Origin of the sequence: Streptomyces sp. NRRL F-2580 (genome assembly GCF_000720115.1) — a bacterium.
Classification (GTDB): domain Bacteria; phylum Actinomycetota; class Actinomycetes; order Streptomycetales; family Streptomycetaceae; genus Streptomyces.
Genome location: NZ_JOIR01000003.1, coordinates 296,939 through 317,055 on the forward strand (window position 1 = coordinate 296,939; position 20,117 = coordinate 317,055).

17 protein-coding genes are annotated in these 20,117 nt (G+C 69.2%); 5 read left to right on the plus strand and 12 right to left on the minus strand.

Annotated features, from left to right (window positions below; translation table 11 throughout):
- Positions 1–34: 34 nt before the first annotated feature.
- The 4 genes from IF88_RS0104430 to IF88_RS0104445 all read right to left on the minus strand — a co-directional run bounded on the left by IF88_RS0104430 (position 35) and on the right by IF88_RS0104445 (position 4,218).
- Positions 35–1,660 (minus strand): cytochrome b, encoded by a 1,626-nt coding sequence (locus IF88_RS0104430; protein ID WP_030707456.1) that lies wholly within the window; start codon positions 1,658–1,660, stop codon positions 35–37.
- Entirely contained in the window at positions 1,657–2,715 is a 1,059-nt protein-coding gene (locus IF88_RS0104435) for a ubiquinol-cytochrome c reductase iron-sulfur subunit (RefSeq protein WP_030707458.1), read from the minus strand. The genes IF88_RS0104430 and IF88_RS0104435 overlap by 4 nt, the downstream gene beginning before the upstream one ends.
- Positions 2,712–3,521 (minus strand): c-type cytochrome, encoded by an 810-nt coding sequence (locus IF88_RS0104440; protein WP_030707462.1) that lies wholly within the window; start codon positions 3,519–3,521, stop codon positions 2,712–2,714. The genes IF88_RS0104435 and IF88_RS0104440 overlap by 4 nt, the downstream gene beginning before the upstream one ends.
- 76 nt (positions 3,522–3,597) lie before the next feature.
- Positions 3,598–4,218, minus strand: a complete 621-nt coding sequence (locus tag IF88_RS0104445; RefSeq protein WP_008738823.1) for a cytochrome c oxidase subunit 3 — start codon at positions 4,216–4,218, stop codon at positions 3,598–3,600.
- Positions 4,219–4,417: 199 nt separating this feature from the next.
- On the opposite strand from IF88_RS0104445, the gene IF88_RS0104450 reads away from it, so the two are divergent.
- Entirely contained in the window at positions 4,418–4,822 is a 405-nt protein-coding gene (locus IF88_RS0104450) for a hypothetical protein (protein WP_030707464.1), read from the plus strand.
- Positions 4,823–4,874: 52 nt separating this feature from the next.
- On the opposite strand, the gene IF88_RS0104455 is transcribed toward IF88_RS0104450, so the two are convergent.
- The 4 genes from IF88_RS0104455 to coxB form a co-directional block, all read right to left on the minus strand.
- Entirely contained in the window at positions 4,875–6,122 is a 1,248-nt protein-coding gene (locus IF88_RS0104455; RefSeq protein ID WP_030707466.1) for a L,D-transpeptidase, read from the minus strand.
- A gap of 127 nt (positions 6,123–6,249) precedes the next feature.
- Positions 6,250–6,648 carry a cytochrome c oxidase subunit 4 gene (locus tag IF88_RS0104460; RefSeq protein WP_030707468.1) on the minus strand — a complete coding sequence of 133 codons (399 nt, stop codon included), beginning with the start codon at positions 6,646–6,648 and terminating at the stop codon, positions 6,250–6,252.
- On the minus strand, positions 6,645–8,381 hold the full coding sequence (gene ctaD / locus IF88_RS0104465; RefSeq protein ID WP_030707469.1) for a cytochrome c oxidase subunit I: 1,737 nt from the start codon (positions 8,379–8,381) through the stop codon (positions 6,645–6,647). The genes IF88_RS0104460 and ctaD overlap by 4 nt, the downstream gene beginning before the upstream one ends.
- On the minus strand, positions 8,378–9,349 hold the full coding sequence (gene coxB, locus IF88_RS0104470; RefSeq protein ID WP_030707471.1) for a cytochrome c oxidase subunit II: 972 nt from the start codon (positions 9,347–9,349) through the stop codon (positions 8,378–8,380). Before coxB ends, ctaD begins: the two co-directional genes overlap by 4 nt.
- Before the next feature lie 291 nt (positions 9,350–9,640).
- Between coxB and IF88_RS0104475 the strand changes: the two genes are divergently transcribed.
- Positions 9,641–11,020, plus strand: a complete 1,380-nt coding sequence (locus tag IF88_RS0104475; RefSeq protein WP_030707473.1) for a cysteine desulfurase/sulfurtransferase TusA family protein — start codon at positions 9,641–9,643, stop codon at positions 11,018–11,020.
- A gap of 149 nt (positions 11,021–11,169) precedes the next feature.
- Here IF88_RS0104475 and IF88_RS0104480 read toward each other — a convergent pair whose 3' ends face one another.
- Complete coding sequence (locus IF88_RS0104480) at positions 11,170–12,144, minus strand: carbohydrate kinase family protein (protein WP_030707475.1); 975 nt, start codon at positions 12,142–12,144, stop codon at positions 11,170–11,172.
- 130 nt (positions 12,145–12,274) lie between these two features.
- Between IF88_RS0104480 and IF88_RS0104485 the strand changes: the two genes are divergently transcribed.
- Positions 12,275–12,514 carry a hypothetical protein gene (locus IF88_RS0104485; protein WP_030707477.1) on the plus strand — a complete coding sequence of 80 codons (240 nt, stop codon included), beginning with the start codon at positions 12,275–12,277 and terminating at the stop codon, positions 12,512–12,514.
- 76 nt (positions 12,515–12,590) lie between these two features.
- Positions 12,591–14,045, plus strand: coding sequence for a hypothetical protein (locus IF88_RS0104490; protein WP_030707479.1), 1,455 nt, complete (start codon positions 12,591–12,593; stop codon positions 14,043–14,045).
- 89 nt (positions 14,046–14,134) lie between these two features.
- On the opposite strand, the gene erpA is transcribed toward IF88_RS0104490, so the two are convergent.
- Positions 14,135–14,491, minus strand: coding sequence for an iron-sulfur cluster insertion protein ErpA (erpA, locus tag IF88_RS0104495; RefSeq protein WP_030010511.1), 357 nt, complete (start codon positions 14,489–14,491; stop codon positions 14,135–14,137).
- Between the two features lie 293 nt (positions 14,492–14,784).
- Here erpA and nadA point away from each other — a divergent pair, with 293 nt between their 5' ends.
- Positions 14,785–15,972 (plus strand): quinolinate synthase NadA, encoded by a 1,188-nt coding sequence (gene nadA, locus IF88_RS0104500; RefSeq protein ID WP_030707481.1) that lies wholly within the window; start codon positions 14,785–14,787, stop codon positions 15,970–15,972.
- Between the two features lie 117 nt (positions 15,973–16,089).
- On the opposite strand, the gene IF88_RS0104505 is transcribed toward nadA, so the two are convergent.
- Positions 16,090–19,221: an efflux RND transporter permease subunit gene (locus IF88_RS0104505; RefSeq protein WP_030707483.1), complete on the minus strand. Its 3,132-nt coding sequence runs from the start codon at positions 19,219–19,221 to the stop codon at positions 16,090–16,092.
- Between the two features lie 147 nt (positions 19,222–19,368).
- Positions 19,369–20,097 (minus strand): response regulator, encoded by a 729-nt coding sequence (locus IF88_RS0104510; RefSeq protein ID WP_051836433.1) that lies wholly within the window; start codon positions 20,095–20,097, stop codon positions 19,369–19,371.
- Positions 20,098–20,117 lie beyond the last annotated feature (20 nt).

Below are 20,117 nucleotides of genomic sequence, written 5' to 3' on the forward strand. Positions count from 1 at the left end.
CCGAAATCAGTCCCTCATACGGTCGTGCAGGGGATCAGTGGTGGCCGTGGCCGGCCTGGATCTCCTTGTACTCCTCCACCGTGGGCTTCGGAATCTGGTTGTTCTCGGCGTAGAAGCCCTTGCTGAGCTTCGCGCGGAGCTTCTGCGTGGCCTTCACCTTGCGCTCGACACCGTTCTCGTCGACCGTCGGGCCGATCTCGATCGGCTTGTACTGCTCGTGCGCGGTGAGCTTGTGCAGCTGGCCCGCCGGGAGCGGCTCGTGGACCTCGACGAACTCACCGTGCGGCAGACGCTTGATGATGCCGGTCTCGCGACCGTGCAGCACCTTGTCGTGGTCCCGGCGCTGGAGGCCGAGGCAGATCCGCTTGGTGACGATGAAGGCGAGGACCGGGACGACGAAGAAGCCGATCCGGACGAACCAGGTGATCGAGTTGATCGACAGGTGGAAGTACTGGGCGAACATGTCGTTGCCACCGCCGATGAGGAGCACGATGTACTCCGCGATCCAGGCGACACCGAAGGCCGTACGGGTCGGGACGTTGCGCGGGCGGTCCAGGATGTGGTGCTCGCGCTTGTCGCCGGTGACCCAGGACTCGATGAACGGCCAGACGGCGATCGCACCCAGCACCAGCGGGAAGAGCAGCAGCGGGATGAACACGCCCAGGACGAGCGTGTGGCCCCACAGGTTGATCTCCCAGCCGGGCATGGCACGGATCAGGCCTTCCGGCATACCCATGTACCAGTCGGGCTGCGCACCGGTGGACACGTGGTCCGGGCGGTACGGGCCGAGCGCCCAGATCGGGTTGATCGAGGCGATGGCCGCGACGGCCGCGATGACACCGAAGACCAGGAAGAAGAAGCCTCCGGCCTTGGCCATGTAGACCGGCAGCAGCGGCATGCCGACGACGTTGTTGTTCGTCTTGCCGGGACCCGCGAACTGGGTGTGCTTGTGGTAGAAGACCAGGATCAGGTGGGCCACGAGCAGGCCCATCATGATGCCGGGCAGCAGCAGGATGTGCACCGAGTAGAACCGCGCGACGAAGTCGCCGCCCGGGAACTCCCCGCCGAACAGGAACATCGACAGGTACGTGCCGACGACCGGGACGGACAGGATGGCGCCCTGCATGAAGCGGACACCGGTACCCGAGAGCAGGTCGTCCGGCAGCGAGTAACCGGTGAAACCGGTGAACATGCCGAGGACCAGCAGCAGGAAGCCGAAGATCCAGTTGACCTCACGCGGCTTGCGGAACGCGCCGGTGAAGAAGACGCGCATCATGTGCACGACCATGGCCGCGACGAAGATCAGCGCCGCCCAGTGGTGGATCTGACGGATCAGCAGGCCACCGCGGACGTCGAAGCTGATGTCGAGCGTCGAGGCGAAGGCCTCGGACATCATGACGCCCTGCATCGGCACGTACGAGCCGTGGTACACGACCTCGTTCATGCTCGGGTGGAAGAACAGCGTCAGGTACACACCCGTGAGGATGATGATGATGAAGCTGTAGAGGCAGATCTCACCCAGCATGAAGGACCAGTGGTCCGGGAAGATCTTGCGCATGTTGGCCTTGGCCAGGCCGTAGATGCCCAGGCGGCCGTCCGCCCAGTCGGCTACGCGCTCGCCGGCCGGCGCCTTGCGCTCGTTGTTGTCGCTGGTGCTCATCCGCGCTCCCAGAATGCAGGACCGACGGGCTCTTCGAAGTCGCCGAGCGCTTCGAGGAAGCCTTCGTCATTCACGCCGATCCGCAGCTGCGGAAGCGCGTGACCGGCCGGGCCGAAGATGACACGGGCGCCGTCGGAGAGGTCGAAGGTGGACTGGTGGCACGGGCAGAGCACGTGGTGCGTCTGCTGCTCGTACAGGCTGATCGGGCAGCCGACGTGGGTGCAGATCTTGGAGTAGGCGACGATCCCGTCGTGGGACCACTCCAGCTCCTTCTTGTCCTTGATGTCCTCCGGCTGGATGCGGACGATCATCAGGGCGGCCTTGGCGATCTGGACCTGGAAGTCGTGCTGCTCCTCCTCCAGGCCTTCCGGCCTGACGAAGGTCAGCGACCCGACGAGCACGTCCTCGGGACGCAGCGGCTCGTTGGTGTTGTCGTTGATGAGCAGCTTGCCCTTGGCCCACACGGTCTTGCGCAGCTTCTCCTCGGGCAGCGGGCCCAGGTCGCGCATGATCATGACGGCGGAGAGCGGCAGCATCGCCAGCGCACCGAGCATCGTGTTGCGGATCAGGGGCCGGCGCCCGATGCCGGACTCGTTCGCGCCGTCGCGGAAGTCCTGCAGGACCTGCGCCTTGACCTCCGGCGGAGCGGCGATCTCGTGACGCTCGGCGGCGACCTCCACGTCGGACATCAGGGTGCGGGCCCAGTGGACCGCGCCCGCGCCGATGCAGAAGAGGGCCGTGCCCAGCGTCATGCCCAGGGCGAAGTTGAGCGCGCTGACCTTCCCGATGGGGAAGATGTAGACGATCTTCTCGACCGGGAAAATCACGTAGGACGCGATGAAGCCGATCGTGGCCAGCATGGACAGCGTGAACAGCATCGCGACGGTGCGCTCGGAGCGCTTCGCCGCCCGCTCGTCGATGTCCTGGATGCGGGGCTTGTGGACCGGCAGGCCCGGGTCGGCGAACGGGTCGTCCGCGACCGCTACGGCACCGTGGTGCGCGTCGCCCTGCTCGCTCGGCAGGTGCTTCTCTTCGGGAATCTCTTGGCTACTCATGACTTCTTGGCCTTAGCGGTGTGGGCCGCGACCCAGACGGCGACAGCGATCAGCGCACCCAGAGCGAAGATCCAGCCGAACAGACCCTCGGAGACGGGGCCGAGGCCACCGAGCTTGAGACCACCGGGGCTGGTCGACTTCTCACCGTTCACGTTCTGGAGGTACGCGATGATGTCCTTCTTCTGCTGCTCCGGCATGGTCTGGTCCGGGAAGGAGGGCATGTTCTGCGGGCCGGTCAGCATGGCCTCGTAGACGTGCTTCGGGTCGACGCCCTCAAGGTTGGGGGCGTACTTCCCGTTCGTCAGCGCGCCGCCCTCACCTGTGAAGTTGTGGCACTGCGCGCAGTTGTTGCGGAACAGCTCACCACCCTTGGCGATGTCGGCGCCTGCCGGGTCGTACTGCTTTGCGGTCGGCGTGATCGGACCGGCGCCGAGGGACGCGACGTACGCCGCCAGCTGGTCGATCTGCGCCTGGTTGTAGACGACGGGCTTCTTCGGCACCTGGGCGCCGGGCTGCTGGGCGGGCATGCGGCCCGTGCTCACCTGGAAGTCGACGGCCGCGGAGCCGACGCCGACCAGGCTCGGGCCGTCAGAGGAACCCTGACCGCCGGTTCCGTGGCAGCTTGCGCAACCCACGGCGTAGAGCTTCTTGCCCTCCTCGATGGCGAGGGACTGGGCGGTTTCATCGGCCTGCGCCTTGCCCGCGGGAGCAAAGGCGGCGTACAGCCCCCCAGTGGCCGCCAGCGCGAGGAGTAGAACGACGACCGCCGCCAGCGGATGGCGTCGTCGTGCGGAGAGCTTTTTCACGGATTACCCCGGTGTCAGGATCTTCTGCGTCGGTGTGTCTGGATGGAGTGCCGGGTCTTGCCCGGTGACGTGTTCGCTACTTGATCAGGTAGATCGTGGCGAAGAGGCCGATCCAGACGACATCGACGAAGTGCCAGTAGTAGGACACGACGATGGCCGACGTGGCCTGTTCGTGGGTGAACCTCTTGGCCGCGTACGTCCGGCCGAGGACCAGCAGGAAGGCGATGAGGCCGCCCGTCACGTGCAGACCGTGGAAGCCGGTGGTCAGGTAGAAGACCGAGCCGTACGGACCGGACGAGAGGCTCATGCCCTCGTGCTTGACCAGCTCGGTGTACTCGAACACCTGGCCGCCAATGAAGATCGCACCCATGACGAACGTGATGATGAACCACGTCCGGAGCTTCTTCACGTCACCGCGCTCGGCGGCGAATACGCCGAGCTGGCAGGTGAGCGAGGAAAGCACCAGGATCGTCGTGTTCGTCGCCGAGAAGGGCAGATTCAAGGCCGAAGCCTGCTCTGTCCAGTACTCGGCACCCGTCACGGATCGCAGGGTGAAGTACATCGCGAAGAGGGCCGCGAAGAACATCAGCTCGGAACTCAACCAGATGATGGTTCCGACGCTGACGAGGTTCGGCCGGTTGACCGTCGGGTGCGCGTGCCCGGTATCTACTGTCGTTGCTGTCGCCACGACCGACATTATGTCGGTCGCTTATCCCGCCCTCACCCCGGGGGGTGCCGTTCGGAGTGTCAGGGGCGTGTGCAAGGCCCGAACGGCCCATCAGATCGCCCCGGTGGGATGTCCCGTGCACATGTCCGAACCGATGTTGACAGCGCATCGGGAGGAGTAGCATCCCGCGCAACAGCAACGTGATTCACGGGACACGTGGAGGAACGAAATGCGGGCGACTGCGCGGGTTCTGGTCTACAGCGACGACGCGGGCACCCGGGAGCAGGTGCGGCTGGCGGCCGGACGCCGGCCGGCCGCGGACCTGCCGCCGGTGGAGTTCGTGGAGTGCGCGACGCTGCCGGCGGTGCTGACGCAGCTGGACGCGGGCGGCATCGACGCGTGCGTGCTCGACGGCGAGGCGGTTCCGGCCGGGGGCATGGGCGTGTGCCGGCAGATCAAGGACGAGATCTTCCGGTGTCCGCCGGTGCTGCTGCTGATGGGGCGCCCCCAGGACGCCTGGCTGGCCACGTGGAGCCGCGCGGACGCCGCCGTGACCCTTCCGGTGGACCCGGTGGAGTTCGCGGACGCCCTGGCGGGCGTGCTGCGCTCCCGTCTCTCCTCCTCGGCCGCCTGACGGTGCGCCTGCGGGCCCACGGGCGACCGTGGGCCCGCACAGGCGCTTCCCGTCAGACGGTGGGCCGCAGGCGGGCCTGGTCCATCGGGTTGCGGCCTTCCTCGGTGCCCTTGAGCAGCGCGCTGCCCTGGCGCCAGTCCTTCCAGTCCATGTTCCAGTCGCCGAAGCCGTTGCCGAAGACGTCCATGTCGTCGCCGATGCTGTTGATCACCTTGACGATGTCACCCTCGGTGATGTTCTCGTAGAACCAGGCGGCGTTTCCGGTGCTCATGCCGGTGCATCCGTGGCTGACGTTCTCGTAGCCCTGGGAGCCGACGGACCACGGCGCGGCGTGGACGTATTCACCACTCCAGGTGACGCGGGTGGCGTAGTAGACGGGCAGGTTGTAGTACTCGCTGCCGCCGATGCCCACGGTGTCGCCGCGCATCTGGACGAAGTACTGCTTGCCCAGCACCACCTTGACCCCGTTGCGGGTGGAGAAGCCGGGCTTTCCGGTGGTCACCGGGATGGTGTTGATCACTTCTCCGTTGCGCCGGAACGTGAGGTAGTGCGCGGAGGCGTCGGTGGTGACCTCGACCCGGTCCCCGATCTCCAGCTTCACGGGCTTGGCCGCGACCCCGTGGAGCTCGTCGGTGATCCTGATGCCCTCCAGGTTGCTCCGTACGGAAACGGTGGAGTGGGCGGGCCAGTAGTCCTTGGGCCTGTAGTGGAGGTTCTTGTCGTCCACCCAGTGCCAGGCGCCCTCGACGCCGGCCGGGGCGTCGACGATCAGGCCCCGTTCCACGATGGCCCGGGCGGCCTTGTCCTTGACCGGCTCACTGAGCTCGGCCGTGAGGGGCTGTCCGACGCCGTATTTGCCCTCCTCGGGGCCGAATTCGACCTTGAGGACTCCCTTGGACGGGGTGGTGTCGAACGTCAGCGTGCGCTGCCCCGGAGCGCCCCGCTCGTCCTCGGTGCGCACGGTGACCGTGTAGCGGACTCCTGAGGCCATCGGGACGGTGCTGTGCCAGCGGTCGCCCTTCGCGCTCAGTTCGCCCGCCAGGCGGCGGCCGTGGGTGTCCACGGCCAGCACGTCGGTGATCCGGCCGCCTCCGGCCTTGGCGGTGATTTCGAGGGGCTTGTCGGGGTCCACGGGGCGGCTGCCCGCGGTCTGGTTGAAGGCGACCTGATCGCCCGCGTCGTACGGGCGGGCTGACAGCGGGTTCTTGTCGCCGGACCCGCATGCGGTGGCGCCGGCCCCGAGGGACGCGACCAGCAGGGAGCAGCTGAGTACCGTCCAAAGACGCGGTGAGTGGTTCATGGAGCCAACGCTATGAAGATATGACAATTACGGCGCGCGGGGTGACTGCAAACGAGGGGCCCGGACTCCTCCGAAGAGGTGTCCGGGCCCCAAGTGTGCTCACGCGGCGCGGCCGCGCGGGGTGCTGCTACTGGTTCGCGTTCTCACCGCGGTAGTACTCGTACACCCAGCCCCACAGGCCGATCACGATGATCGGGGCCGAGAAGTACATGAGCCACCAGCCGAAGATGACGCCCATGAAGGCGAGCGCGCCACCGATGCCCAGCGAGAGCGGCTGCCAGCTGTGCGGGGAGAAGAACCCCAGCTCGCCGGCCTCGTCGGCGACGTCGGCCTCCAGGTTGTCCTGGGCCATCTCGTCGACGCGCTTGGCCGTGAAGGCCAGGTAGTAGCCGATCATGACGCTCAGGCCGAAGGCCAGGAAGAGCGCGGTGGTTCCGACGGGCTCCTTCGACCACACGCCGTACACGACGGCCATGATCAGGATGAAGAAGGAGAGCCAGAGGAACATCTTGCCCTGGATCTTCACTTGCCGGCCTCCTTGTCACCGGTGAGGGCCTTGGTGCCGCCAGCGGTGTGGTCCTCGAGGTGGTCGAGGGCCGCGATCTCAGGGTGGTGCAGGTCGAACGCGGGCGATTCCGACCGGATGCGCGGCAGGGTGAGGAAGTTGTGCCGCGGCGGCGGGCAGGACGTCGCCCACTCGAGCGAACGGCCGTAGCCCCACGGGTCGTCGACCTCGATCTTCTTGCCGTACTTCGCCGTCTTCCAGACGTTGTACATGAACGGAAGCATCGACATGCCGAGCAGGAAGGAGCTGATCGTCGAGATCGTGTTCAGCGTGGTGAAGCCGTCGGCCGCGAGGTAGTCCGCGTAACGACGCGGCATGCCCTCGGCACCCAGCCAGTGCTGCACCAGGAACGTGCCGTGGAAGCCGATGAACAGCGTCCAGAAGGTGATCTTGCCGAGGCGCTCGTCCAGCATCTTGCCCGTGAACTTCGGCCACCAGAAGTGGAAGCCGGCGAACATCGCGAAGACCACGGTGCCGAAGACGACGTAGTGGAAGTGCGCGACGACGAAGTACGAGTCGGAGACGTGGAAGTCCATCGGGGGCGAGGCCAGGATGACGCCGGTCAGACCACCGAAGGTGAAGGTGACCAGGAAGCCGATCGTCCAGAGCATCGGGGTCTCGAAGGACAGCGAGCCCTTCCACATGGTGCCGATCCAGTTGAAGAACTTCACACCGGTCGGTACCGCGATCAGGAAGGTCATGAAGGAGAAGAACGGCAGCAGCACACCGCCGGTGACGTACATGTGGTGGGCCCACACGGTCACCGAGAGGCCGGCGATCGCGATCGTCGCGGCGATCAGGCCGATGTAACCGAACATCGGCTTGCGCGAGAAGACCGGAATGATCTCGGAAACGATTCCGAAGAATGGCAGCGCGATGATGTACACCTCTGGGTGTCCGAAGAACCAGAAGAGGTGTTGCCAGAGCAATGCGCCGCCGTTCGCGGCATCGAACACATGCGCACCGAACTTGCGGTCGGCCTCCAGCGCGAAGAGCGCGGCGGCCAGCACCGGGAAGGCGAGCAGGACCAGGACACCGGTCAGCAGCACGTTCCAGGTGAAGATCGGCATGCGGAACATCGTCATGCCGGGTGCGCGCATGCAGATGATCGTGGTGATGAAGTTGACCGAGCCGAGGATCGTACCGAAGCCGGAGAAGGCCAGACCCATGATCCACATGTCGGCGCCGATGCCCGGCGAGCGGACCGCGTCCGACAGCGGGGAGTAGGCGAACCAGCCGAAGTCGGCGGCGCCGTTCGGCGTCACGAAGCCGGCCACCGCGATGGTCGAGCCGAAGAGGTACAGCCAGTACGCGAACATGTTCAGCCGCGGGAACGCCACGTCGGGCGCACCGATCTGCAGCGGCATGATCCAGTTCGCGAAGCCCGCGAAGAGCGGGGTGGCGAACATCAGCAGCATGATCGTGCCATGCATGGTGAACGCCTGGTTGAACTGCTCGTTCGACATGATCTGCGTGCCCGGACGAGCCAGCTCGGCGCGCATGAAGAGCGCCAGCAGGCCGCCGATGATGAAGAACACGAACGACGTCAGCAGGTACATCGTGCCGATGGTCTTGTGGTCGGTGGTGGTGAGCCACTTCACGACCACGTTGCCCGGCTGCTTGCGCCGTACCGGCAGCTCGTTCTCGTACGAGTCAGCTGCGGCGGCACCCTGGGATTCGTTGAGGATGCTCACAGTTTGTTCACTTCCGCATTCCGGGCCGGGTCGGTCTGCTGGATGCCGGCGGGCAGGAAGCCGGTCTGGCCCTTCTCGGCCAGCTCCTTCAGGTACGCCTGGTACTTCTCGGGCGAGACCACCTTGACGTTGAAGAGCATCCGGGAGTGGTCGACGCCGCAGAGCTCGGCGCACTTGCCCATGAAGGTGCCCTCTTGGGTCGGGGTGACCTCGAAGACGTTGGTGTGGCCCGGGATGACGTCCTGCTTGAACAGGAAGGGGACCACCCAGAAGGAGTGGATGACGTCATTGGACGACAGGATGAAGCGGACCTTCTCACCCTTGGGCAGGACCAGGGTCGGACCCGGGTTGCCCGTCTGGGGGTTCCTGTCGCCCGGGACGCCCTTCTCGTAGACGCCCTCGGCGCCCGCCGGGAAGGCCTTCGCGAAGCGGTCCGGGATCGAGGCGAGCTCCTTGGGAACCTCGCCCGTCTTCGGGGTCGCCGCGTCGCCGTCGACGTTCTCGACGTAGTTGAAGCCCCAGCTCCACTGGAAGCCGATCACGTTGATCGTGTGCGCCGGCTTGGAGAGGGCGAGCAGCTTCGACTCGTCACGCGCGGTGAAGTAGAAGAGCACCGAGACGATGATGAGCGGGACCACGGTGTACAGCGCCTCGATGGGCATGTTGTACCGGGTCTGCGGGGGGACCTCCACCTTCGTCCGGCTGCGCCGGTGGAAGATGACGCTCCAGATGATCAGGCCCCAGACCAGGATGCCCGTGACGAGCGCGGCCGCCCAGGATCCCTGCCACAGGGAGAGGATGCGCGGCGCCTCCTCGGTTACCGGAGTCGGCATTCCGAGGCGGGGGAAGTCTTTCCATGTATACGAGCAACCAGTGGCGGTCGCCAGGACCACGCCCGCAGTCAGCGCCTGCAGCAGCTTCCGCCGCATCGGGCGCCGCGGCGAGCGGTCGGAGCCGTAGGGACTCACGTAGCGCCTTCCCGAGAGTCTCGGCCCGCGCGGCCGGCCGCGGCCGTGTTCGGGTCGGTCGCCGGCCCTGACGCAGGCAGGGGTTTGGATGTTTATGCGGACCAAACCCTACTGGACGCTATTTGGGGTCGCGCGGGGAGGGTGCCCAACGCGCCGCTACAGCCCCCGAAGGGATGGATCCGCCGTCCGGGGGACGGTGCGAATGGCCCTGAATGGCGGGCTCCGGGGCACAACTGACGCCCCCTGACCTCGAACGCTCCCGGAGTCACCACCTTGCCTTACGGTGGCCGGATGCCGTACTTCGACAGCGCGTCCGCCGCCCCCCTGCACCCCGTGGCCCGGCAGGCGTTGCAGGCCTCCCTGGACGAGGGCTGGGCCGATCCGGCCAGGCTGTACCGGGAGGGCAGGCGCGCCCGGCTGTTGCTGGACGCGGCACGGGAGGCCGCGGCGGAGGCGGTGGGATGCCGCGCCGACGAGCTCGTGTTCACTCCTTCGGGAACGCACGCGGTTCACACGGGAGTGGCGGGGGCCCTCGCGGGGCGCCGACGAGTCGGGGGCCATCTGGCCATGTCGGCGGTCGAACACAGTTCTGTACTGCACGCGGCGGCGACGCACGAGGCGCACGGCGGGACGGTGACCGAGGTTCCGGTGGACCGGTACGGCGCGGTGACCGCGGCCGGCTACGCGGACGCGCTCCTCCCGACGACCGCCCTCGCCTGCCTCCAGTCGGCCAACCACGAGGTGGGCACGGTCCAGCCGGTGGCGGAGGTGGCCGAGGTCTGTGCGGCGGCCGGGGTGCCGTTGCTGGTGGACGCGGCGCAGTCGCTGGGCTGGGGCCCGGTGGAGGGCGCCTGGTCGGTCCTGGCCGCGAGCGCCCACAAGTGGGGCGGCCCGCCCGGGGTCGGCCTGCTTGCGGTCCGCAAGGGAGTCCGGTTCGCCCCCCAACACCCCTCCGACGAGCGGGAGTCGGGGCGCTCCCCCGGTTTCGCGAACCTCCCCGCGATCGTGGCGGCGGCGGCGTCGCTGCGGGCCGTACGGGCCGAGGCCGACGCGGAGGCGGCCCGGCTGCGGATCCTGGTGGACCGCATCCGGCGCCGGGTGGTGCGGCTGGTCCCGGACGTGGAGGTGGTCGGCGACGCGGAGCGGCGGCTGCCGCACCTGGTCACCTTCTCCTGCCTGTACGTCGACGGGGAGACCCTGCTGCACGAGCTGGACCGGGCGGGCTTCTCGGTCTCCTCGGGCTCCTCGTGCACGAGCTCCACGCTGACCCCCAGCCACGTGCTGCGGGCGATGGGCGTGCTGTCGGAGGGGAACGTACGGGTGTCCCTGCCGCCGGGGACCACGGCGGAGGAGGTCAACGCGTTCCTGGAGGTGCTGCCGGGTGCGGTGGCGGGCGTACGGGAGCGGCTCGGGGTCTCGCACCCCCCGGCGGTGCAGCCGGTGGCGGACACCCTGGAGCTCGACGCGCTCGGCCTGCGGTGCCCGCAGCCGGTGATCGAACTGGCCCGGGCCATTTTCCGGGTACCGGTGGGCGGCACGGTCACGGTCGTCTCCGACGACGAGGTGGCCCGGCTGGACATCCCCGCGTGGTGCGCGATGCGGGGGCAGGAGTACGTGGGCGAAACTCCCCGCGCGGCCGGCTCCGCGTACACGGTCCGCCGCCTGCTCTGACCCGCGCTCCGCCCGGACCCGCGCAAATCCGGCCCCGGGCGCACCGGGCTCCGCCCGGAGCCGGGGCTCCGCCCCGAACCCCGCTCCTCAAACGCCGGAGGGGCTGACATACGGAGGCGGAGTCCCGGGCGGCGGCGCCGTCAGCCGGGTCAGGACAGGTGGGCGCGGACCTCGGCGGCGGCTTCGTCGCCGTAGGCCTTCGTGAAGCGCTCCATGAAGTGGGCCCGGGCCAGGGTGTACTCCTGGGTGCCGAGCGTCTCGATGACCAGCGTCGCGAGCATGCAGCCGACCTGCGCCGCCCGCTCCAGGCCCACACCCCACGCCAGCCCCGTCAGGAACCCGGCACGGAACGCGTCGCCGACACCCGTCGGGTCGACCTTCGCGGTCTCCTCCGGGCAGCCGACCACGACCGGAGCCTCGCCGACCCGCTCGATCTTGACTCCGTTGGAGCCGAGCGTGGTCACGCGCGTGCCGACCTTCGCGAGGATCTCCGCGTCCGTCCAGCCCGACTTCGACTCGATGAGGCCCTTCTCGTACTCGTTCGAGAAGAGGAAGGTCGCGCCCTCCATCAGGGTGCGGATGTTGTCGCCGTCCATGCGGGCGATCTGCTGCGAGAAGTCGGCGGCGAAGGGGATCCCCCGCGTGCGGCACTCCTCCGTGTGGCGCAGCATCGCCTCGGGGTCGTCCGCGCCGATGAGGACCAGGTCCAGTCCGCCGACCCGGTCGGCCACGGACTTCAGCTCGATCAGGCGGGCCTCGCTCATCGCGCCCGTGTAGAAGGAGCCGATCTGGTTGTGGTCGGAGTCCGTGGTGCACACGAAGCGCGCGGTGTGCAGCACCTCGGAGATCCGGACGGACTCGGTGTCGACGCCGTGCCGGTCCAGCCAGGCGCGGTACTCGTCGAAGTCGGATCCGGCGGCTCCGACCAGGATCGGGCGGCTGCCGAGCTGCCCCATGCCGAAGCAGATGTTCGGGCCGACACCGCCCCGGCGCACGTCGAGGTTGTCGACGAGGAAGGAGAGGGAGACCGTGTGCAGCTGGTCGGCGACCAGCTGGTCGGCGAATCGGCCGGGGAAGGTCATGAGGTGGTCGGTGGCGATGGAGCCGGTGACTGCAATGCGCACGGCGTGGACGCTCCTGCTGAGGACGGCGGGGACAGTCAAAACTACCCGGTAAGCGACCCCAGGCCGAACCCCAGAAACTACCCCTTAGTAGCTCTTTCTTCGCGAGAGCCCCGATGCCTACGGTGCCTTCATGACCTACACCGATGGTTTCGGCTACGGCGAGTACACCGCGGACAAGCGCGGCACGGAAGCCCCCCGGCAGCCCGGCCTCACCCGGCTGCTCGGCGACTGCGCCCGGATGGCCCCGCACTGGGCGGTTCCGGCGGACCCCCGGCCGGCCCGGGTGGCGCCCGCGCAGATCCACGGGATCAGCGTCCCGCCGGCCTCGGCGCGGCTGATCGCCTCGACCGCGGCGTACGGGGACCAATAGGAGGACGGGAACCGGTTTCGCCCCTGTTCCGTCACACCCGCATCAGACACTGCGGGACCGGAGAAGGAGCGATGCGGTGACCAGCGAACAACCCGACACATCACGCGGCACACGACGGCGGCCCGCCTGGGCCGTCGGCTCGATCGCGGCCGCGGTCCTGCTCGCGGGCGGCGGCACCGCGTACTGGGCGTCCAGCGCCCACGGCGATGGCGGGCCGGGCCACCGTACGGGTGACAGCGCGGCCGCCGCGCCCCGCGACGCGGGAGATCCCTCGGGCCCGGGCATCGCGCCCGGTGAGCCCGATCCGTCCGGCGAGGGGGTCGTCTACCGGGCCGACGTGCGGCTCCCGGAGGGCCCGGCCTCCGCGCCGGCCTTCGCCGCCTCGGGCGAGGTCACCTCGGCGGAGGTGGCCCGGCTCGCCGCGGCCCTCGGCATTCCGGGCGAGCCGCGGCTCGCCGGGGACGTCTGGCTGGCGGGGGAGGCCGCCGACGGGTCCGGCCCGCGGCTCACGGTCAGCCGTACGGCCCCGGGGACGTGGAACTTCTCCCGCTTCCAGGCGCCGACCAACGGCACCGGGGACGACTGCGCCCGCGGCAAGGACACCTGCGGTCCGGCGACCGTCCCGCGGGACGCCGACGGCACGGTCCCGGGGGCGGGCAAACCCGAGGCGATGGCCAAGCCGGTGTCCGAGGAGGCCGCCAAGGCCGCCGCGGCCCCCGTGCTGGCCGCCGCGGGGCAGGACGGGGCGAAGCTCGATGCCCGGCTCACCCAGGGTTCGGTGCGGGTGGTGAGCGCCGATCCGGTGGTCGGCGGGCTGCCCACGCAGGGCTGGTCCACGAAGGTGAGCGTGGCCGGCGACGGCACGGTCGTCGGCGGCAGCGGCGAGCTGAAGGCACCGGTACGGGCGGCCGAGCAGCCGGTGGTCGGGGCCGTGGAGGCGCTGGCACAGCTGAACGCGAAGTCGGGCGGCCGGGAGGGCGGCGCCCCCGACCCCAGCGGCTGCGCCAGCGCGGTCCCACTGACGCCGGACGCCCCGGTGGCGGCCACCGACACGGTGCCGTGCAACCCGGAGCCGCGGCCGATGAAGCCGCCGCGGACGGAGACGGTGCAGGGCGCGGTGCTCGGGCTGGCCCCGGGCACGGTGAACGGCGCGCGGGGCCTGGTCCCGGCCTGGCTCTTCGAGGTGGCGGGGCGCGGCGGCGCGCCCGCCCACACGGTGGCCCAGCCGGCCGGTGCCGAGCAGAGCACCCCCGCCCCGAAGGACGGTCGTACCGTGCCCGGGTTCTCGTACGCGCAGGCCGACCGGAAGCTGACCGTGAACTTCTGGGGCAGCGTGTGCAGCACCTACGCCCTGGAGGCGCGGGAGTCGGCCGAGTCGGTCCTGGTGAAGATCACGGACACCCCGAACAAGCCGGGTCAGGCCTGCATCATGCTCGCGCAGGAGATGTCCCTGACGACGACGCTGCAGCAGCCGCCGGGTGACCGGAAGGTGCTCGACGCGACCACGGGCAAGCCGCTTCCCCGGCAATAGCGCTCAGGTCCTCGGGCATGCGGCGAGGGCCCGCCTCCGGTCGATGTGACCGGAGGCGGGCCCTCGTCGGACGTGCGGGGGGTTCAGGCTTAGCTGAACGAGTCGCCGCAGGCGCAGGAGCCCGTGGCGTTCGGGTTGTCGATCGTGAAGCCCTGCTTCTCGATGGTGTCGACGAAGTCGATGGACGCGCCGTGGAGGTACGGGGAGCTCATCCGGTCCGTGACGACCTTCACACCGTCGAAGTCCTTCACGACGTCGCCGTCGAGGGAGCGCTCGTCGAAGAAGAGCTGGTAGCGCAGGCCGGAGCAGCCGCCGGGCTGGACGGCGACGCGGAGCGCCAGGTCATCGCGGCCTTCCTGCTCCAGGAGGGTCCTGACCTTTTCGGCGGCGGCGTCGGACAGGAGGATGCCGTCGCTCACGGTGGTCTTGTCGTCCTGTACGGACATCTGCATTCACTCCCGAAGTGGGCGGCTCCCCGTCGGAGACGGGGAAACGTCGGACTCTTGCCGTCGGTGGCAACGAGCGGGACCGCGGATTCATTCCGGGACCCGACGCTTGTTTCAGATATTCCATGCTCGCACACCGCGCCCGGGGGTGGGCCCGACGAATCGAGGGCTGATGCGTCACATTGACACTATCGGCATCGTCAAACTGACGTGAAGCGGTTATGATAGATAGCGTCAAGTAGACGAGAAGTCGAAGCGATGATCCAGAAGTCCCTTGTCGCAGAACAGAAAGGGTGCGTGTCGTGACCACCGCCCAGCCGTTGGACGTCCAGCCGACGCCCCTTGCCCTGCTGCTGCTCGGCCGTGAGGCCGATCCCAAGAGCGAGCGCGGGGTGGAGTGCCCCGGCGACCTGCCCTCGCCCTCGGACCCGAACCTCGTGGAGCGTGCCCGCGCGGCCAAGGAGAAGCTCGGGGACAAGGTCTTCATCCTCGGCCACCACTACCAGCGTGACGAGGTCATCGAGTTCGCGGACGTCACCGGCGACTCCTTCAAGCTGGCCAAGGACGCGGCCGCCAAGCCGGAGGCCGAGTACATCGTCTTCTGCGGCGTGCACTTCATGGCCGAGTCCGCGGACATCCTGACCTCGGACGACCAGAAGGTGGTCCTGCCGGACCTGGCCGCCGGCTGCTCGATGGCCGACATGGCCACCGCCGAGCAGGTCGCGGAGTGCTGGGACGTGCTGACCGAGGCCGGCATAGCCGGTACGACGGTTCCCGTCTCTTACATGAACTCCTCTGCCGACATCAAGGCCTTCACGGGCAAGCACGGCGGCACGATCTGTACGTCGTCCAACGCGAAGAAGGCCCTGGAGTGGGCCTTCGAGCAGGGCGAGAAGGTGCTCTTCCTGCCGGACCAGCACCTGGGCCGCAACACCGCCGTCCGCGACATGGGCATGTCCTTGGACGACTGCGTGCTCTACAACCCGCACAAGCCGAACGGCGGCCTGACCGCCGAGCAGCTGCGGAACGCCAAGATGATCCTGTGGCGCGGGCACTGCTCGGTCCACGGCCGGTTCTCGGTCGACTCGGTCAACGACGTCCGCGCCCGCATCCCCGGCGTGAACGTCCTGGTCCACCCCGAGTGCAAGCACGAGGTCGTGGCGGCCGCGGACTACGTCGGCTCGACGGAGTACATCATCAAGGCGCTGGAGGCGGCCCCGGCCGGCTCCAAGTGGGCCATCGGCACCGAGCTGAACCTGGTCCGCCGCCTGGCGAACCGATTCGCCGCGGAGGACAAGGAGGTCGTCTTCCTCGACAAGACGGTCTGCTTCTGCTCGACGATGAACCGCATCGACCTCCCGCACCTGGTGTGGACCCTGGAGTCCCTGGCCGAGGGTACCCTCGTCAACCAGATCCAGGTCGACAAGGAGACGGAGAGCTTCGCGAAGCTCGCGCTGGAGCGGATGCTGGCCCTCCCGTAGGGGCGACGGTACGGCTCCGGCCCGCAGATGCCCGAAGGGGCGGCTCCCGTACGGGAGCCGCCCCTTCGGGCATTCGGTCGGGCGGGCGGGCCGAGTGACTCGGCCCGCCCGGTCCGGTCAGACGTTGGCCGGCGCCTCTTCCTCGCTGGGGGAAACCACCCTCGGCTTGGCCTCGCCGCGCGCCGAGCGCTTGGCGCGGCGGCGCTCCTTGCGGAGCTCGACCATCGTGTAGAGGGTCGGCACCAGGAGCAGCGTCAGCAGGGTCGAGCTGACCAGGCCGCCGATCACCACGACCGCCAGCGGCTGCGAGATGAAGCCGCCCTCGCCGGTGACGCCCAGCGCCATCGGGAGCAGCGCGAAGATCGTCGCCAGGGCCGTCATCAGGATCGGGCGCAGGCGGTGCCGGCCCCCCTCGATGACCGCTTCGACGACGCCCAGGCCCTGGGCGCGGTACTGGTTGACCAGGTCGATCAGGACGATCGCGTTGGTCACCACGATGCCGATGAGCATCAGCATGCCGATCATCGCCGGGACGCCCATCGGGGTGCCGGTGACGAGGAGCAGGCCGAGTGCGCCGGTCGCCGCGAACGGGATGGAGACCAGCAGGATCAGCGGCTGGACCAGCGAGCGGAAGGTCGCGACCAGCAGCATGAACACGATCGCGATGGCCGCGAGCATGGCCAGGGCGAGCGAGCCGAAGGCCTCGTCCTGGTCCTCGGAGACGCCGCCGATGGAGGCGGTGGCGCCCTCGGGGAGGTCCAGGGCCTTGAGCTTCGTCTGGAGCTCGGCGCTGACCGCGCCCGTGTTGTCGCCCTGCGGCCTCGCGGTGATGGTCGCGGCGCGGGCGCCGTCGATCCGGGTCATCGCGACCGGGCCGGCGACCTCCTTGACCTCGGCGATGTCACCGAGCCTGAGCGGGCCGACGGGGAGCGCCTGCAGTTCGGCCAGGGTGGTGGCCGGCCGCGCCGACTTGATGACGATGTCCCGCTCGGTGTCGTCCAGTACGGCCTTGCCCGCCGGGTTGCCCCGTACGGCCTGTCCGACGAGTGCGCCGAGCGCGGCCTGGTTCAGGCCCGCCTCCGCCGCCTTGGGGGTGGCGGTCACCGAGATCCGGGGCACGGACTGGGACAGGTCGCTCTGCACGTCGGTGACGTTGTCCAGCTTCGCCACCTCGGCGCGGACCTGCTCGGCGGCCTTGGCGAGGACCTCGCCGTCGCCGGCCTTGACGACCACGCTGAGGTTCTGGCTGCCGAAGGCGTCGCCCGCCGAGATGCGGGTGTCGCCGATGCCGTCGAGCGCGGCGAGCTCGTCCTCGATCTGCTTCTTCACGGCCTCCCCGTCGCCCGCGTCCTTCAGCGAGACCTGGTACGAGGCCTGGTTGGAGCCCGTACCGCCGCCGAAGGCCGCGAGGAAGCCGGAGGAGCCGACGGTGACCTGGTAGCTCTTGACGCCCTCGACCGAGGCGAGCACCTTCTCGATCTTGCGGCTCGCCTCGTCGGAGGCGGCCAGCGAGGTGCCGGGGGCGAGCTCCTGCTTGACCGTCAGGACGTTCTGCTCACCCTGGTCGAAGAAGTTGGTCTTCAGCATCGGGGTCATCCCGAAGGTGCCGAGGAGGACGACCACGGCGATGGCCACACTGGTCAGGCGGCGCCGGGTGGCGAAGCCGAGGACCCGTACGTAGAACCGCTGGAGGCGGCTGCGCGCCTCCTTCTCCTCGGCCTCGCGCCGTGCCTTGGCCGCGCTCTCGGCGTCCCCCGCGGTGACGCCCTTGGGCGCGCTGAGGAACCAGTACGAGAGCACCGGCACGACCGTCAGCGAGACGAGCAGCGAGGCCAGCAGGGCCGCGGTGACGGTGAGCGAGAAGGAACCGAAGAGCTCGCCGATCATGCCGCCGACGAGGCCGATCGGCAGGAAGACGGCGACGGTGGTGAGCGTGGAGGAGGTGACCGCGCCGGCGACCTCCTTGACCGCGGTGATGATGGCGGCTTCGCGCTCCTCGCCGTAGCCGAGGTGGCGCTTGATGTTCTCCAGGACCACGATCGAGTCGTCGACGACGCGGCCGATGGCGATGGTGAGGGCGCCCAGGGTCAGCATGTTGAGCGACAGGTCGCGGGTCCACAGCACGATGAGCGCGAGGACCACGGACAGCGGGATGGAGACCGCGGTGACGAGCGTCGAGCGCAGCGAGGCCAGGAACACCAGGATCACGATCACCGCGAAGAGCAGGCCGAGCAGGCCCTCGGTGGTGAGGCTGGAGATGGACTTGGCGACGGCCGGGCCCTGGTCGCTGACGACGGTCAGGTCGGCGCCGGCGCCGAGGGTGGAACGCAGCTCGGGGAGCTTGTCCTTGACGGCGTCGGAGATGGCGACGGCGCTGCCGTCCTTGTCCATGGTGAGGACGAGGGCGAGGCTGGGCTTGCCGTTGGTCCGGGTGATGGAGTCGGCCTTGGCCGCCTCCTGCTTCACGGTGGCGACGTCGCCGAGGCGGACGGCCGGCTTGCCGGGGCCGGGGCTCAGGCGCAGCTCCTCCACCTGGGCGAGCGAGGTGTAGCCGGCGCCGACCCGGACGGTGCGGTTCTTGCCCGCCTCGTCGAAGGAGCCGGCGGGTACGGCCGCGCCGCCCGCCTGGAGGCCCTGCGCGAGCGCGGCGCCGTCGAGGCCGGCGGCCGCGAGCTTGGCCTCGTCGGGGGTGACGGTGACCTGGAGGTCCTGGACGCCGTCGACGGTGACCTGGCCGACGCCCTCGATGTCCGACAGGACGGGGACGACGGAGCGTTCCAGCTGGTCGGCGAGCGCCTGCTGGTCCTTGTCCGAGGTGACGGCGAGGATGACGGTCGGGATGTCGTCCGTGGAACCGGCCACCACCTGCGGGTCCACCTCGGCGGGCAGCCGGACGCGGGCCCGGTTGACGGCCTGCTGGACGTCGGCGACGAGCTGCTTGGTGCCGCTGTCGCCGTAGTCGAAGGTGGCCATGATGAGGGCGTTGCCCTCGCTGGCGGTGGAGGTGATGCCGGTGATGCCGTCGACGCCCTTGAGCATGGCCTCGATCGGTTCGACGACCTGCTTCTCCACCACGTCGGGCGAGGCGCCCTGGTAGGGCGCGAGCACGGACACCATCGGCAGTTCGATGGACGGCAGCAGCTGCTGCTTGAGCTGCGGGATGGCTATGGCGCCGAAGAGGAGCGCGACGATCGACACGAGGCCGACCAACGCCCTTTGGGCAAGGCTGAAGCGGGACAGCCACGACATGGTTATGGGATCTCTCTGCTGTGACGAACGCGAGGGCACTCCCACCCTGTCCCATCCGCCGGGTGCGTTTCGTCGCTCGCAGGTCCCGTCCTTATGTGCGGCATACCGCGTCCGTAGTACGCCGCACTGCTGCCGCCTACTCCCGCACTACTCCGCGCGGGGGCGGACCAGCCCCGATTCGTAGGCAATGACCACCAATTGCGCCCGATCACGCGCCCCGAGCTTGGCCATGGCCCGGTTCACGTGGGTCTTGACGGTGAGCGGGCTGACCTCCAGCCGGCCGGCGATCTCGTCGTTGGACAGCCCCGCCGCGACGTGTACGAGGACCTCGCGCTCCCGGACGGTCAGCGCGGCGAGCCGCTGCGCGTGCATCCCGGCCGAGGCTCCGGCGGCGGCCGGGCCGGCGCCGCCGCCCTGGGCGAGGAAGGTGGCGATGAGCCCCTTGGTGGCGGCCGGGGACAGCAGCGCCTCACCGGCGGCGGCGATGCGGATGGCGTTGAGCAGCTCCTCGGGCTCGGCGCCCTTGCCGAGGAAGCCGGAGGCGCCGGCCCGCAGCGCCGAGACCACGTACTCGTCGACCTCGAAGGTCGTCAGCATCACCACGCGCACGGCGGCGAGTTCCGGGTCCGCGCTGATCATGCGGGTGGCGGCGAGGCCGTCGGTGCCGGGCATCCGGATGTCCATGAGCACGACGTCGGCGCGGGTGCGGCGGGCCAGTTCGAAGGCCTGCGCCCCGTCGGAGGCCTCCCCGACGACCTCCATGTCGGGTTCGGAGTCGACGAGCACCTTGAAGGCGCTGCGCAGCAGTGCCTGGTCGTCGGCGAGCAGCACCCGGATGGGCGCGGCGGCGGGCAGTTCCGTCGGCGTGTCGTCCACGGGGTGAGCGTACGCGGGCC

Bases quoted from the DNA above. Each gene is read 5' to 3' on its own strand.
- IF88_RS0104430 (WP_030707456.1), bottom strand. From the start codon at position 1,660: ATGAGCACCAGCGACAACAACGAGCGCAAGGCGCCGGCCGGCGAGCGC.
- IF88_RS0104435 (WP_030707458.1), bottom strand. From the start codon at position 2,715: ATGAGTAGCCAAGAGATTCCCGAAGAGAAGCACCTGCCGAGCGAGCAG.
- IF88_RS0104445 (WP_008738823.1), bottom strand. From the start codon at position 4,218: ATGTCGGTCGTGGCGACAGCAACGACAGTAGATACCGGGCACGCGCAC.
- IF88_RS0104450 (WP_030707464.1), top strand. From the start codon at position 4,418: ATGCGGGCGACTGCGCGGGTTCTGGTCTACAGCGACGACGCGGGCACC.
- IF88_RS0104455 (WP_030707466.1), bottom strand. From the start codon at position 6,122: ATGAACCACTCACCGCGTCTTTGGACGGTACTCAGCTGCTCCCTGCTG.
- IF88_RS0104475 (WP_030707473.1), top strand. From the start codon at position 9,641: ATGCCGTACTTCGACAGCGCGTCCGCCGCCCCCCTGCACCCCGTGGCC.
- IF88_RS0104485 (WP_030707477.1), top strand. From the start codon at position 12,275: ATGACCTACACCGATGGTTTCGGCTACGGCGAGTACACCGCGGACAAG.
- erpA (WP_030010511.1), bottom strand. From the start codon at position 14,491: ATGTCCGTACAGGACGACAAGACCACCGTGAGCGACGGCATCCTCCTG.
- IF88_RS0104505 (WP_030707483.1), bottom strand. From the start codon at position 19,221: ATGTCGTGGCTGTCCCGCTTCAGCCTTGCCCAAAGGGCGTTGGTCGGC.